Raw genomic sequence first — 14624 nt, 5'->3', positions numbered from 1 at the left:
GAGACTTATGCCATTTTTGATAAGTGCTAGCATCACTGCAAGTTGAAATATCAAGATGTAACTAGTTGCAGAGGATTTTGGGGAATGGCTCGAGGGTTTACGCTAATAGAAATGCTGATTTCATTAGTCGTGCTAGCGGTTTTGCTAGCGGCAGCAGTACCATCGTTTAGCGGGATGAATGAAAGAGCGAAAATGCAAAGGTTAGCCGAAGAACTGCAAGGCTTTTTTGTTCAGACGAAATCAGAGGCTGTATTGAGAAATCAGCCCGTGTATCTCAATTTTGTGAAGATCGGGTCAGCGTACAGTGGTGAGTGGGGGATAGCCACAAAGTCGACATCAACCCCAGCAACGTCACTTTCTTCTGCACAATCAGGTGCTTTGGTCTATTTAGATGGTTCACCCTTCAAAAATATAACGGTGAATTTTCCAATGGCAAATGCAACCACTTTGCTTTCAATTCTCGAATTTGAGCCAGTGAATGGTAAGCCTGTCCAATCTTCAAATCTATCTTTTTTTGTTGACGCCAATAAGCCGCTCAAATTGGTGTTTAGTAGTATCACTGGTCGCATACGAATTTGTGGTGACGGAGGAGCGTTTTATGGCTATCCATCCTGTGTTTAATTTGCGTCACAAACAATTAGGCGTTTCCCTCGTTGAAATGATGGTGGCTTCGGCAATTAGTATTGTTGCCATTATTGCCATTGGGAGCGTTTTTCTTTCAGGACAAAAACTGGCGACAGAACGAACCCAGCGTTTATTGGTTATTCAAGGAATTAACGAAGCACTTCGTTATATAAAAGAAGATGCACAACGAGCGGGATTTAATGGTTCGCAGGGGGCCTCATTAATGCTATCTGGCGCGACGAATGTTATCAGCACATCGTCTTCGAGTCTGGCCTATACCTATAAGAAACCCGATGGCCAATACACTCAAGTGACTTTTGCTTTAGACGATTCCAAACTTAAAATTTGCGAAAATACAGAAGCCAGTCCTATTTTGACTACATGTACACCAGTACAGTCTTTATTAGATCAGCATAGATTAACGGTCGATGCGTTTAATGTTAGTGAAGCTCCATTAGGCAGTACGGTTAGTTCTGCTTTTATTACCTTATCACTCACCGCTTCTCTGCTTGATGGTACTCATCCCCAAACATTAACTACGCAGATCAAACAAAGGAACTGGAAGTAATGTTGAATCATCCTAACTTTACCTCCTTACTTTCAAAACAAAGAGGAGCTGTAACATTATTGGTGGCAGTACTGCTACTTGCGAGTGTGTTGGTTCTTTCATTGACGAGTTATAAAGGTGTCTTCTTTCAAACTAAGCGTGCGCAAAATGAGATTGAGGCTAGGCAACTACACTGGAAGGGTGAGGGAAGATTAGAATGTGTGATGGCGAAGGTTTCAGATAACTCTTCGGTATTACCAACAACCATTGCTTACTCAGAATGCGATCAACCTACTAGCATTGCAGTTGTTAGACAGGGCTCATCTAATCTTTATAGAGTTGAATCCAATGAGAATGGATATAAAGTCATTAAAATAATACGAGTCCCTAGTGTCGGGGCTATGGGGGCTTTATCTGCTAATGCTGATGTGTATTTTATCGGCTCATATTCTTTTAACCCTCAGCCTCTAGATATGAAGGAATCGGGAAAACCATCATGTGTGAGTGTAAAATATTCGAAGAGTTTATATCTAGCCCCAAACACTCCTGAAAGCTTATTAGATACACAATCAATTCAAACACCGAGCATGGTTAACGTAGAATGTGATTCTAACTTTAAGACAAACGTTAGAACTGTCAGCGTAACTAAGCAGTTATATGAAGAAAAAGATAACTTGGATAGCGCGAGTGATAGCTTGCCCGAAGAGGTAGAATTTCAAGGTGATTATGTCTTTGAAAGAAATTTCCAGCCATTTGAAGATCTTTTTGGTGCTCCACTTGCCGAGCTAGATTCTATTAAAGATGAGTTCGAAGTAATTAGCGGTGGCCGATGTGATTTTTATAGTAATGGTACAAGTGTTATCAACCCATCTGATTGTCAGTGTGATAAAAACATAGCAGCATCTATAGACGCAGGTAAGAAGCTGATTTGGGTAAATGGAGACTGTGATTTAGGGTTAGGTAGTAAGATAAGCCTTGCTGATATTTCGACAGGAAGAGAAGGAATAATTGTTGTTGTATATAATGGATTATTATCTTCTGAAGGAAGTGTTCCATTTAATGGTGTTTTGTACCAGTTATATACAAACTCTGCGGCACCAAGCCTTACTCAATGGGATGGGCTAACAGGGAATACTTGGGCAAACTCGACTTATTCCGATATTGGAGAGGTACCAGTTATGTACCTTAGCGGATCATATATACCGGATGGACTTGTAGTTATTGATGCGCCAGATCAGCTGGCAGTATTTCAAGGAAGTATAAAGTTTTCATACAATAAATCAAAAATAGAAAACCCACTTGGTCAATTACTTAAACCCAAATGGCTAAAAGGATCATGGAATGATTTCTAAACAACAAGGCTTTAGCTTAATTGAAGTGTTGATTACTTTTATCATTCTTATCGTCGGCATTATGGGGTTAATCAAGTTACAAACCTATATGGAAAGGCAGGCGGATTACGCTGAAAATTGCATTAAAGCACTTCACTTGGCTGAGGCCCAATTAGAACTATTTCGTACTCGCTCAGTAAGTGGCGCAGATGGGACAATAACGTTTGCTTCTATTTCAAGTGGTTCTAGTGTTTCTGGAGTTTACACTTCTCAATGGATTGTGACTGATTCGTTGTCGGGAGCTTTAAAAACGATCAATATAGAAACAGGCTGGAATAACCGCTGGAATGAGCGACAATCTGTTGCACTGAAAACTATGATCTCTAAATACAATGAATTTGATAACTGACTCGAATTTATTGTTGTAACTATCAACAACTGTCTCAAATTAATTTAAATAACCAATTTATCAATTAAAATTTCTTTGTTTTAAAAATAATAATTAATGCAAAGGAATTGCAATGATGAGATATCAGAAGGGGGCTGTGGGCCTCCTTTTTACGGCTTTGATTTTAGTTGCTGCTTTGACGTTATCTCTCGCGGGTTACAAATCAACATTCTTTCAAGCTAAGCGTGCGCAAAATGAAATTCTTTCCCGCCAAAATCAATGGGCTGGTGAAGGTGCTATTGAGTGCGCATTTACTAAAGCGCAACAAGACAGAAGTCGTACTCAGTTTACTCAAGCCGATTATCTAAAAGCAGATTGCCAACAACCTTTAAACTTAAATGGTATTCAAGTGGTATCGGTAGGGAATAAAAAATATTCTCTACAACCTGTCGATGGAGGTACCCAACCGATAGTGCAGAAAGTCATGGATTTTAGTAATAATCGTTTAGCCGGAGCCATTCAATCCACTGCTGACCTTTTTACTCAAGCTTCAACAACCATAAGTCCTCCCGACCCTGGAATGGAAACTGAGGATGGCTGGGAGTGTGTAGCGGTTCGCTATAAGGGGGTGTTTTCGCCAGGAGCAGGGATAACTAACCAAGGAGTAGGTGATACTATTGAAGCACCTTATGTTGGCTTTGATAATAATGGGAAGGATTGTGCAGAAGGATATGATACTCAATCAGCGTCGAGTAACCATCAAGAACAAGATTTGATGCAAGATTCAAATTTAAATCCATTTGAATCGATGTTTGAAGTCTCAAAAGATAATTGGACACAAGTGAGAGATAACCCTAAATATGATTTTGTTATTTTGAATGGAGATGCTGCTGTAGCCGGAAGCTCTTCTGCAAGAATTACTGATTGCGGTCAAAAGGTAAAAGAATTAGTGGATCTCGGTCATACACATATTTGGATGGAAGGCTCGTGTGAAATATCGGGAGCGAATTTATCAGGTATGACGCAAACCAGCCAACTGACAGATGGCGTATTATTATTCGTTCATAATGGCGTCTTTTCTTTAAACGGTAGTGGTAATTTTAAAGGAGTACTATTCCAATTAAACGATGGATTTCAACCTAGTGCCGCAGATTGGGTTGGTTTGGAGGCTAACGATTATTTAAATAGCCCTGGTGTAACGGTTTTTGATCACCAGTTGAAGAAAGCCTATGGAAATAATTATGCTCCAGCTAATACCGCTGCTTATTTTCAGCGAGGTTCATTTAATTTCACTGGGGGGCAATTTCTCGATATGGATGGTCAATTAGCATTGTTCCATGATTCATTAAATTTTAGCTATAACGAAGATGTGATTGATGCGGTATTAGGGACGACACCACCCCGTTGGGTTAAAGGATCATGGCGAGATTTTTAATGTGCAATAAATCGAGTCTCTATCTTAAATGTGATCAGGTATAATCCGGCTAGATTATGTAACCTGTGAGTTAACTGACATGTGTTTAGATAGTGAGGATAAGCCTCAAGTTACTTTTAGTGAGCAAGACAAAGTGTTTATGCAGCGCGCTATGCAACTTGCCGGTATCGCGGAAGAGCATGGTGAAGTGCCTGTGGGAGCGATACTCGTCAAAGAGGGCAAGATCATTGCTGAAGGTTGGAATGCTTCAATTTGTGGGCATGATGCAACGGCACATGCTGAAATTGTTACACTGCGGAAAGCAGGACAAACGTTACAAAATTATCGTCTTTTAGATACCACATTATATGTCACTCTCGAGCCTTGCCCAATGTGTGCGGGGGCTTTATTACATAGCCGAGTCGGTCGCATTGTTTTCGGCGCTTATGACTTAAAAGCAGGAGCGGCTGGAACAGTTTTAAATTTGTTCGAAAGTCAGGCTTCTTATCACTACGCTCAAGTAGAAGGTGGTTTATTGGAAGAAGAGTGTCGTCATCAGTTACAGGCTTTTTTTAAGCGTCGCCGTAAAGAAATAAAACAAGCAAGAAAGTTGAAAAATTTGAAGGTTAAACCAGAAGAAAAGGATCCTGGAGAATGATGCTTATCGACAAACAAGGCTCAATCAGTTGTTTGTCGATAGATTTACTTATTTGTGTTTCGTATTACTTTTGCAATTAAACTTCAGACCAGAATACATAAGAGCGGTGACGCCATAATACCTGTTTCTTATTGTTTGCAAGCATACGTTTTCTACGAGTGTTATTGGCTTTATTTCGAACAAGCCGGTTCATGGTTTTCTTTTTAGAGAACATAATGATGCCTCCTTAATGTTTATCTGCGATTTTATTGATCTTTTTATATCGTTCTTTTATGACGTAACAATGACATTTGTAGCACAGTTTATTTTTTCCAGCTAATCATTTTTCTTTGCCTAAATCACCCTTTTAGACATTTAGCGCCAAAGCATCATATAAATGATAAAAAGGCTCAATACTTGATGAACTAAGTATTGAACCTTATTCGTTGAGTCTCTTTATTTATGCGTTTATGGTCGCTTTAGTTTATTTATCTGTACTGGCGTCATCTGATGCGTGTGGCTCGACTTGTTCATCGACGTTACTTGTATCGGCATTGCTTACTGTTGCTGGAATAACCTGAAAATCATCAGTGTCACCATTTGGGCTTAACATCTGATTTTCCGATTCATAACCGATAATTGTCTGGTAGTAACGGCGTATGTTTTCAACGTAATTTTTTGCCTCATCGCCACGAGCAAACCCATAACGAGTATATTTATAATAACCAGGGATTCTTAATTTCGGCAGTCGTTCTTTTACGTCAGCCCATGAGTCTGGGTTGGCATTTTCATGAAGAGTAATACGTCTTGCATCCATAACATGCCCATAACCTACGTTATAAGAGGCAAGAGCAAACCAGATTTTCTCGTACTCTGGAATTGAATCTGGGATACGTTGTGTGACTCGCCTTAAGTATTCAACCCCACCGCGAATGGATTCTGATGGATTAAGGCGATCTCGCACCCCAACCATTTTTGCCGTGGACTGGGTTAACATCATCATCCCTCTAACCCCTGTTGGAGATGTGGCGTGAGGGTTCCAGTGTGACTCTTGATAAGAGAGCGCAGCAATCAGGCGCCAATCAAATTCTTTTGAGTACGTTTGGAATAATTTTTTATATTGGGGAAGCTTGGTATCTAAAGAGCGAATAAAGGCTCTGGTATCCACATAATCAAAACTTTGGATATGACCGAAATATTTTTCTTCTAAGATCGCCAGTTTTCCTGATTGGTTAAAGTTGCCAAAAAATTCCAACACTAATGCATATAAAGAGTCATCATCGGTTTTACGAATGAACCAAGAGATCGGTTGATCTTCTGTTAATTCAAATGCTAAAGCGAGATTAGGGTGAAGTCTTTGTGTGATAGAAAGTGAGACAGAATCAACGACAGTGAAATCAATTTTACCTTCTGATACATCTTTTAATAAATCAGTATTATCTTCAGTCGCCGTCGCTTTCCATTTTAAATCAGGATGAATTTTACTTAATTGCGTTAATGTATATTCGTACTGAGAACCTTTAACGACATGAAGTTCAGCTTTTTTATCAATCAATTGCTGCAAATTTCTTGGGCGCCAAGTGCCTTTCTTATAAATCACTTGTTGGCTTACATAATAATAAGCAGGGCCTGCATTAAATTTTTTTAAGCGGTCAGGAGTATGACTTAAGCCTGCAGCCACGATGTCTACTTCGTGGTTTTCTAAAGCCGGAAGTAATCCGGTTAGGTGATAGACAGGCTTAATTTCAAGTTTTACACCTAATTCATCTGCAAACTGTTTTGCTAGCTCATATTCTAGCCCAGTTGGTCCCTCTGAACCGATAAAATAGGAAAGCTGATTATTTAAAGTACCCACCCGTAAAACACCGCGTTCTTGGATCTTTTCTATATCAGTCATTGATTTGCTATCTGGCTTACATGCGGTTATTCCAATTAGGATAAACAACATAAAAACCAATCGCTTATATTGGAAATGAGAACAAAGTTTTATCAAAAGAAAATCTCACAAAGCCATTAATAGTTACTTTATACCAAAAGGTAGCGATATCAGCAAAATTCCGAGGGATTTATCTGCTAGAACTGGTTTGCTGCTGAGGAAATTTACGTCAAGATTTTAAAGTGAAAAATTTTTATTTAAAAAAACACGCAAACGGTTGCTTTTGGTGTTACGTCGGCATGGAATTTACTCTATAATACGCCGCAAAAGGATAAGGTGAAATTGAAATCAGCTTTTGTGTTAATACTGATAGAACGCTTTTTTGAACTGATTTCAATATCACTTTTCTTTTTTAACAACTGCTAAAGAGACCTAAGCACATGAGAATTTTGCGTGGTTCCCCCGCTTTATCCGAGTTTCGTGTCAACAAGCTTTTAGAGCTGTGTCGTGAATTGAATCTACCTGTGTCTGGCATCTATGCTGAATTTACGCATTTTGCAGACCTCACTTCTGAATTAGATACACAAGAGTTGGAAAAGCTCGAAAAGTTGCTTACGTATGGTCCAACGATTGAGGACCACGAGCCTCAAGGTTTGTTACTTCTCACTACTCCTCGCCCAGGTACCATTTCACCTTGGTCATCGAAAGCAACGGACATTGCTCATAATTGTGGCTTAGACAAAATTAAACGTCTTGAGCGCGGCAGTGCGTATTACATTGAATCTTCGGTTGAGCTCTCTGAATTACAACTCGTTGAGCTGAAAGCGTTATTGCATGATCGCATGATGGAAGTTGTCTTCACTGACTTTGGAGAAGCCGAAGCTTTATTCCAAGTCGCAGAACCTGCACCGTTAACCGAAGTGGATTTACTTTCTGGTGGCCGAGTTGCACTTGAAGAAGCAAACGTTTCACTGGGCTTAGCGCTGGCAGAAGAAGAAATTGAATATCTAGTTGAAAGCTTTACTGAAAAATTAAAGCGTAACCCAACGGATATTGAATTAATGATGTTTGCTCAAGCGAACTCTGAGCATTGTCGCCATAAAATCTTTAATGCCGGTTGGACGATTGATGGGGTAGAGCAAGAAAAATCTCTATTCAAGATGATCAAAAATACGTATGAAGTGACGCCTGATAATGTGTTATCTGCTTATAAAGATAATGCGGCGGTCATGACTGGCTCAACGGTTGGACGTTTCTTCCCTGATCCGAAAACACGTCAATATGGTTACCATCAAGAGCAAGCACATATCTTGATGAAAGTTGAGACTCATAACCACCCAACGGCGATTTCTCCTTGGCCGGGTGCTTCAACTGGTTCGGGTGGTGAGATTCGTGATGAAGGCGCGACGGGTATTGGCGGTAAACCAAAAGCCGGCCTAGTTGGTTTCTCTGTGTCTAACCTTAAAATTCCAAATTTTGTACAGCCTTGGGAAACCGATTTTGGTAAGCCAAGCCGTATCGTAACCGCGTTGGATATTATGCTCGAAGGTCCACTAGGTGGCGCGGCATTTAACAACGAATTTGGTCGTCCTAACTTATTGGGTTACTTCCGTACTTACGAAGAGAAAGTGAACTCACACAACGGTGAAGAAATCCGTGGTTACCATAAGCCAATTATGCTGGCTGGTGGTATGGGGAACATCCGTGATGAGCATGTTCAGAAAAAAGAAATTCCAGTAGGAGCAAGCCTTATCGTTTTAGGTGGTCCTGCCATGAACATCGGCCTAGGTGGTGGCGCGGCTTCTTCAATGGCTTCTGGTCAATCAGCCGAAGATTTAGATTTTGCTTCAGTGCAACGTGAAAACCCAGAAATGGAGCGTCGTTGTCAAGAAGTGATCGACCGTTGTTGGCAGCTAGGTGATGCCAACCCAATTGCCTTTATTCACGATGTGGGCGCAGGTGGCATTTCAAACGCATTGCCTGAATTGGTCGATGATGGTGAACGCGGCGGTATTTTCCAATTACGCGATGTACCCAATGATGAGCCTGGAATGAGCCCATTAGAGATCTGGTGTAATGAATCGCAAGAACGCTATGTTATGGCGGTTGCGCCAGAAAATATGGACGTGTTTGATGCGATTTGTAAGCGTGAACGTGCCCCTTATGCGGTAGTCGGTGTTGCAACAGAAGAGCGTGAATTGAAACTGGAAGATTCACATTTTGACAATACGCCAATCGATATGCCTATGGATGTGCTACTTGGTAAAACGCCGAAAATGCACCGCGATGCGAAAACGTTAAAAGCCAATAACCCAGCGATTGATCGCAGTGGCATTGAGCTGAATGAAGCAGTAGATCGCGTATTACGTTTACCAACGGTGGCAGAAAAAACGTTCCTTATCACTATTGGCGACCGCAGCGTAACCGGTCTTGTGGCCCGTGACCAAATGGTTGGTCCTTGGCAGGTACCGGTTGCAAACTGCGCAGTGACGGCAGCAAGCTACGACTCGTATCATGGTGAGGCGATGTCTCTTGGTGAGCGAACCCCCGTTGCATTACTTGATTTTGGCGCATCTGCGCGTTTAGCGGTCGGTGAGTCGATCACTAACATCGCCGCGACCGATATTGGCGATATTAAGCATATAAAACTGTCTGCAAACTGGATGTCTCCAGCGGGTCATCCTGGTGAAGATGCCGGTCTATATGAAGCGGTGAAAGCGGTTGGTGAAGAGCTTTGTCCGGCACTAGGCCTAACGATCCCTGTGGGTAAAGACTCGATGTCAATGAAGACCAAATGGCAACAAGATGGTGAAGAGCGTGAAGTGACTTCGCCATTGTCATTGGTGATCACTGCCTTTGCTCGCGTAGAAGATGTTCGTAAAACTGTTACCCCACAACTTCAAACGAATAAAGGCGAGACGAGCCTAGTTCTGATTGATTTAGGTAATGGCAAAAACCGTATGGGTGCAACCGCGCTGGCGCAAGTTTACAAGCAATTAGGTGACAAACCTGCTGATGTGGATAACGCTGAACAATTAAAAGGTTTCTACCTTGGCATGCAAGCACTCGTTCGTGAGAATAAGCTTCTGGCTTACCACGATAAAGGCGATGGTGGTTTATTTGTCACGCTTGCTGAGATGGCGTTTGCTGGCCACTGCGGTATCAATGCAGATATTGCTAATTTAGGTGAAGATGCGTTAGCTACATTGTTCAATGAAGAACTAGGTGCGGTGATTCAGGTTCGTAATGATGAACTGGAAGCAGTTCAAGCTGTGTTAGCAGACAATGGATTAGCCTCTTGTTCGCATGTCATTGGTTCGGTTGAAGCATCCGATACCGTTCGCATTAGTTCAGGTAACACGGTCGTCCTTGAACGTAATCGTACCGAGCTTCGTACTATCTGGGCAGAAACGACCCATAAAATGCAAGCGATGCGTGATAACCCTGCGTGTGCCGATCAAGAGCATGCCGCGAAAGCTGATAACAGCGACCCTGGTCTGAACGTAAAATTAAGCTTTGATATTAATGAAGATGTGGCTGCTCCTTATATTGCCGCTTCTATGATCAATAAAGGCGCGAAACCTAAAATGGCAATTTTGCGTGAGCAAGGCGTGAACTCGCATGTTGAAATGGCCGCTGCGTTTGATCGTGCAGGCTTTGAAGCGACCGATATCCACATGAGCGATATTCTTACCGGTCAAGCAGCACTAGAAGAATACCAAGGCTTAGTGGCTTGTGGGGGATTCTCTTACGGTGACGTATTAGGTGCTGGTGAAGGTTGGGCGAAGTCTATTTTGTTTAATGATAATGCTCGTGAGCAGTTTGCAAGCTTCTTTGAACGCCAAGATACGATTTCTCTCGGGGTGTGTAATGGCTGTCAGATGCTATCTAATCTACGCGATTTAATTCCTGGTGCCGATTTATGGCCACGTTTCGTGCGCAATGAATCTGAGCGCTTTGAAGCACGCTTTAGTTTAGTGGAAGTACAAGAATCACAATCCGCTTTCTTTAATGGCATGGCTGGTTCTCGTATGCCAATCGCGGTTTCACACGGTGAAGGTCGTGTAGAGGTTCGTGATAATCAGCATCTACAAGCGATTGAAGATTCAGGTACGGTAACGTTGCGTTATGTAGATAATATGGGTAATCCAACTCAACAATATCCAAATAACCCGAACGGCTCACCAAATGCGATTACTGGTCTAACAACGCAAGATGGACGTGTGAGCATCATGATGCCGCACCCTGAGCGTGTTTTCCGTACGGTCGCGAACTCTTGGCACCCAGAGGATTGGAGTGAAGATAGCCCATGGATGCGTATGTTCCGCAATGCACGCAAGCATATAGGCTAATGAAATTGGTAGGCGTATCTAAAAGCATCATGATGCGCCTAACCAACAGAACCTGAACGTGTATTTAGAACGGTCGCGAACTCTTGGCACCCAGACCTTATTCCTTGAGGTGCAGGGTCAGAAGATAGCCCATGGATGCGTATGTTCCGCAATGCACGTAAGCATATAGGTTAAGGAGACTAGGTAGCGAGTCCCTAGTTTCTAGGAAAAACATAAGAACCAAGCGGTCACTTCGGTGGCCGTTTTTTTATATTGTCATAAAATTAATAATGTTCTGACATTGTTAGTACTTAACTTTTACAAAATAATCATAAACTAACGGATAAGAAGTTTTATTTAATAATAGGAAAGGCTGTATGAAAACGTCCGTTGGCAAGGTTTTCTCAAAAATAGTCATATTGGCGTCTGGGATTATCTTTTCACAACAAACCTTAGCATCATGGCACTTGGACCCTTTACAATCCGAGTTACATTTTATCACCGTTAAAAATAGCGCCATTACTGAGGTTCACAGCTTCCGTACTATCAGCGGTATGATGAACGAACAGGGGATGGCGGTCGTTGATATTGATCTGGCTAGTGTGAATACTCATATTGAAATTCGTGATGAACGAATCAAAGATATGTTGTTTAACGTTGTTAATTACCCTGAAGCGAGCTTAAGTGCGCAAGTTGATTTAAAAGCACTGAATACCATGAAAGTGGGGGACATTAAAACAATGCCACTGAAGATTGATCTTTCTTTGCATGATCATCAACAACAAATTGATACTAAAGTGTCAGTTTCTGCGTTGAGTGATGGAGCATTCCAAGTGAATACGCTAGAGCCTATTGTGATTGATATCAATACATTTGATCTTGGTGAAGGGGTGAAAGCATTACAAGATGTGGCGAAGCTAGATTCAATTGCAACCAGTATTCCGGTGACGGCTCAATTTGTCTTCCAACCGGAGTGATTTTGTTGCAAGAATAATTACATCTTTTTAAGTGGATTTATGCTCTAATGCGCACCTAATTTATTCCTATGTCAGAGCGAATGTTTCCTTGTTTGAGGTAGGAAAGGTCAAAAGAGTATTATGAGTAAAAAGTACGACTTTCAATTAATCGAGAAGCGTAACGGGTGGGCGGCAGAAATTGTTCGCCAAATTACTTCACGTAGAACGGTAGTTTCTAAACGTCAACTTGGTTTCGCTACAGAAGCGGAAGCTAAAGAGTGGGCAGAAAAAGAATTAGTTGAGTTCCAAAAGATTCAATCTGAGCGTAATAAGCGACGTTCTGCTAGTAAGCGAAAAAACGAAGAGTAATCTTATTTGTGTTATCTGAAAGCAGTTCAGCTAACTTACAACATCAAACGGCTACGTACAGTAGCCGTTTTTTTATGCTGAGTTTATGACCAGATTCATGTTAAGCGCAGCTTTCGACCCACCGCTTTACCTGAGCAAATGGATAGTGTTCTAATTTTCCATACCCATCCATTTTACTCGCTTTGAGTTGAGTGCTGAGTGGCGTTGCAATTCCACACAGAAATCGCGTCTGAGCTTCTAATGTTAAGCGCCATTGTTGAGGCTTATCATGATTAGAAAACGCTTGTCTGTAGGGCTTAAGCCAGTGCGATACCTTATCAATATCAACGTCCTCCAAATAGGGAGAAGGGAGAACCGCAATTTTGTCCCGACAAACACTACAGTGCCCACAAGCATTTGGAACATCATGATCTAAAAAGTAACTGGCAAGCTTAGAGCTCAAGCATGACGGGCTTTCAAATAAATTAATCAGGGTTTGTATTCGGTTTAGATCACCATGTTCTTTTTGCTGAAATAGCTGAGACAGCTCTTGTGCGATCACTTGATGATCATGTGGGATTTCTGGGTTATCTAATACTTGATAGACATCGGTAATCTGCTTACTTTCTAACTCAATTAAACCTTGTTCATGAAAGTAGTCTAAAGCGGCTATGACACGGGAGCGGTCGGCTTGATAGTTCATCCAAAGTGCGTCAAAGTCAACACTGCGCCATGTCTTAGCGATTTTTGAACAACTGAAAATCGCTTGGATGAATTGACGTCTTTCGGCATGTTGACCATGCTCAGGAAACCGTGACAAAATCTCATTCTCACTGACTCGATGCTTAAAACGATAATCGGCAAAGTAGCTATATTTAGCTTGAATGACCTGTTGCAGCTCTAAATAGACCAGCAGTGTTTTTAGCGGTAACTGGCGGATATTTGAATCGCGAGATAAGCGAGTCAGCATCACCTCCCATTGACCGGAAGCACTTTGATCATCAAAGATTGATTCAAGTACCGATAGAATGGATTGAGGATCGGGCGTATCTCCATAAACAAAGTTTTCTAGAACATTGATACCCGATTTATTCGCCAGAACGGTACAGTGGGATTGCTTGCCATCTCTACCTGCACGGCCTATTTCTTGTGAATAGTTTTCAATTGATTTCGGTAAATCGTAGTGAACGACACGGCGTATATCCGATTTATCTATTCCCATACCAAATGCGATCGTAGCTACAATACAAGGCACAGCACCGCTCATAAATTGCTGTTGAATATTTTGACGTATATCGGAATCTAGTCCCGCATGATAAGCCAAAGCATTTAGCCCATGATATTGCAAATGCTTAGCAACTTGTTCGGCAGTGTGTTGCAGCGTGACATAAACAATCGTCGGTAAGTTTGCTTGAGTGCATAATAGATCGACTAATACTTGTGGCTTTTCATCATCCTCGCAAGGAAGAACGTTGAGATCTAAATTGGGACGATAGAAGCCAGTAATGGTGATGTTTTGCTTTTCAATATTGAACTTACGGCTCATGTCATCAATGACAGATGGCGTCGCCGTTGCGGTCAGTAGTAGTACTTGAGGAATATTTAAGCTTTGGCAATAAAAGGGGAGCTTGAGATAATCAGGACGGAAATTATGCCCCCATTCAGAAATACAATGCGCTTCATCTACGACTAACATTGAAATCGGCACTTGCGAAATAAACTGGCGAAAACGTTCATTCTTAAGGCGTTCAACTGAAATCATTAAAACTTTTATCTCGCCATTACGAACTTGTTGCATAATGCGGTTGGTCGTTTCTCTATCTTGGCTTGAATCAACTGATGCCGCGGCAATACCTTTACTATGTAAAAATTCAAGTTGATCTTTCATTAAGGCCAATAATGGGGAGATAACCAGAGTAAGATGAGGTAATAATATTGCTGGAAGCTGATAGCATAATGATTTGCCAGAGCCTGTGGGAAAGATGGCGGCTGCAGACTGGCCCGATAAAATCGTATCAATGACTTTTTGTTGACCACCGCGAAGGTTGTCAAAACCAAAGTAATCTTTTAGGGCTTGTTGAATCGGGCTCATAAAATCCATCTACTCTTGAGAAATAATGCGATATATCGATAAACGAAGACGCATCTTAGCGCATTTAAAAAGATTAATGA

12 protein-coding genes are annotated in these 14624 nt (G+C 41.5%); 9 read left to right on the top strand and 3 right to left on the bottom strand.

The window, feature by feature from the left end:
• Positions 1-84: 84 nt before the first annotated feature.
• The 6 genes from VRUMOI_RS09325 (at position 85) to tadA (ending at position 4962) form a co-directional block, all read left to right on the top strand.
• Positions 85-621 (top strand): GspH/FimT family pseudopilin, encoded by a 537-nt coding sequence (locus VRUMOI_RS09325; RefSeq protein ID WP_089140513.1) that lies wholly within the window; start codon positions 85-87, stop codon positions 619-621.
• Entirely contained in the window at positions 599-1192 is a 594-nt protein-coding gene (locus tag VRUMOI_RS09320; protein ID WP_089140514.1) for a hypothetical protein, read from the top strand. The genes VRUMOI_RS09325 and VRUMOI_RS09320 overlap by 23 nt, the downstream gene beginning before the upstream one ends.
• Positions 1192-2523, top strand: a complete 1332-nt coding sequence (locus tag VRUMOI_RS09315; protein ID WP_089140515.1) for a hypothetical protein — start codon at positions 1192-1194, stop codon at positions 2521-2523. Before VRUMOI_RS09320 ends, VRUMOI_RS09315 begins: the two co-directional genes overlap by 1 nt.
• On the top strand, positions 2513-2911 hold the full coding sequence (locus VRUMOI_RS09310; protein WP_089140516.1) for a type IV pilus modification PilV family protein: 399 nt from the start codon (positions 2513-2515) through the stop codon (positions 2909-2911). The genes VRUMOI_RS09315 and VRUMOI_RS09310 overlap by 11 nt, the downstream gene beginning before the upstream one ends.
• A 112-nt stretch (positions 2912-3023) precedes the next feature.
• Positions 3024-4325 (top strand): hypothetical protein, encoded by a 1302-nt coding sequence (locus VRUMOI_RS09305; RefSeq protein WP_089140517.1) that lies wholly within the window; start codon positions 3024-3026, stop codon positions 4323-4325.
• A 79-nt stretch (positions 4326-4404) separates the two neighbouring features.
• Positions 4405-4962 carry a tRNA adenosine(34) deaminase TadA gene (gene tadA / locus VRUMOI_RS09300; RefSeq protein WP_089140518.1) on the top strand — a complete coding sequence of 186 codons (558 nt, stop codon included), beginning with the start codon at positions 4405-4407 and terminating at the stop codon, positions 4960-4962.
• Between the two features lie 76 nt (positions 4963-5038).
• Here tadA and VRUMOI_RS19365 read toward each other — a convergent pair whose 3' ends face one another.
• A complete protein-coding gene (locus VRUMOI_RS19365; RefSeq protein WP_174208801.1) occupies positions 5039-5176 on the bottom strand; it encodes a hypothetical protein in 138 nt (45 codons plus the stop codon).
• A gap of 249 nt (positions 5177-5425) precedes the next feature.
• On the bottom strand, positions 5426-6931 hold the full coding sequence (gene mltF, locus VRUMOI_RS09295; RefSeq protein ID WP_269459981.1) for a membrane-bound lytic murein transglycosylase MltF: 1506 nt from the start codon (positions 6929-6931) through the stop codon (positions 5426-5428).
• Between the two features lie 326 nt (positions 6932-7257).
• On the opposite strand from mltF, the gene purL reads away from it, so the two are divergent.
• From purL to VRUMOI_RS09280, 3 genes are all read left to right on the top strand, one after another.
• On the top strand, positions 7258-11169 hold the full coding sequence (gene purL / locus VRUMOI_RS09290) for a phosphoribosylformylglycinamidine synthase (RefSeq protein ID WP_089140520.1): 3912 nt from the start codon (positions 7258-7260) through the stop codon (positions 11167-11169).
• Between the two features lie 356 nt (positions 11170-11525).
• Positions 11526-12125 (top strand): YceI family protein, encoded by a 600-nt coding sequence (locus VRUMOI_RS09285; RefSeq protein ID WP_089140521.1) that lies wholly within the window; start codon positions 11526-11528, stop codon positions 12123-12125.
• A 120-nt stretch (positions 12126-12245) separates the two neighbouring features.
• Entirely contained in the window at positions 12246-12473 is a 228-nt protein-coding gene (locus tag VRUMOI_RS09280) for a DUF3622 domain-containing protein (RefSeq protein WP_089140522.1), read from the top strand.
• A gap of 100 nt (positions 12474-12573) precedes the next feature.
• On the opposite strand, the gene VRUMOI_RS09275 is transcribed toward VRUMOI_RS09280, so the two are convergent.
• The gene (locus VRUMOI_RS09275; protein ID WP_394607275.1) at positions 12574-14544 is read right to left on the bottom strand and encodes a RecQ family ATP-dependent DNA helicase; all 1971 of its coding nucleotides are present in this window, start codon (positions 14542-14544) and stop codon (positions 12574-12576) included.
• Positions 14545-14624: the final 80 nt, after the last annotated feature.

The organism is Vibrio rumoiensis (assembly GCF_002218045.2).
GTDB lineage: Bacteria > Pseudomonadota > Gammaproteobacteria > Enterobacterales > Vibrionaceae > Vibrio > Vibrio rumoiensis.
This window is presented reverse-complemented; position numbering and strand designations above follow the sequence as displayed.

Coding starts and splice junctions, on each gene's coding strand:
- VRUMOI_RS09325 (WP_089140513.1), top strand. CDS start 85: ATGGCTCGAGGGTTTACGCTAATAGAAATGCTGATTTCATTAGTCGTG.
- VRUMOI_RS09320 (WP_089140514.1), top strand. CDS start 599: ATGGCTATCCATCCTGTGTTTAATTTGCGTCACAAACAATTAGGCGTT.
- VRUMOI_RS09315 (WP_089140515.1), top strand. CDS start 1,192: ATGTTGAATCATCCTAACTTTACCTCCTTACTTTCAAAACAAAGAGGA.
- VRUMOI_RS09310 (WP_089140516.1), top strand. CDS start 2,513: ATGATTTCTAAACAACAAGGCTTTAGCTTAATTGAAGTGTTGATTACT.
- VRUMOI_RS09305 (WP_089140517.1), top strand. CDS start 3,024: ATGATGAGATATCAGAAGGGGGCTGTGGGCCTCCTTTTTACGGCTTTG.
- tadA (WP_089140518.1), top strand. CDS start 4,405: ATGTGTTTAGATAGTGAGGATAAGCCTCAAGTTACTTTTAGTGAGCAA.
- VRUMOI_RS19365 (WP_174208801.1), bottom strand. CDS start 5,176: ATGTTCTCTAAAAAGAAAACCATGAACCGGCTTGTTCGAAATAAAGCC.
- purL (WP_089140520.1), top strand. CDS start 7,258: ATGAGAATTTTGCGTGGTTCCCCCGCTTTATCCGAGTTTCGTGTCAAC.
- VRUMOI_RS09285 (WP_089140521.1), top strand. CDS start 11,526: ATGAAAACGTCCGTTGGCAAGGTTTTCTCAAAAATAGTCATATTGGCG.
- VRUMOI_RS09280 (WP_089140522.1), top strand. CDS start 12,246: ATGAGTAAAAAGTACGACTTTCAATTAATCGAGAAGCGTAACGGGTGG.
- VRUMOI_RS09275 (WP_394607275.1), bottom strand. CDS start 14,544: ATGAGCCCGATTCAACAAGCCCTAAAAGATTACTTTGGTTTTGACAAC.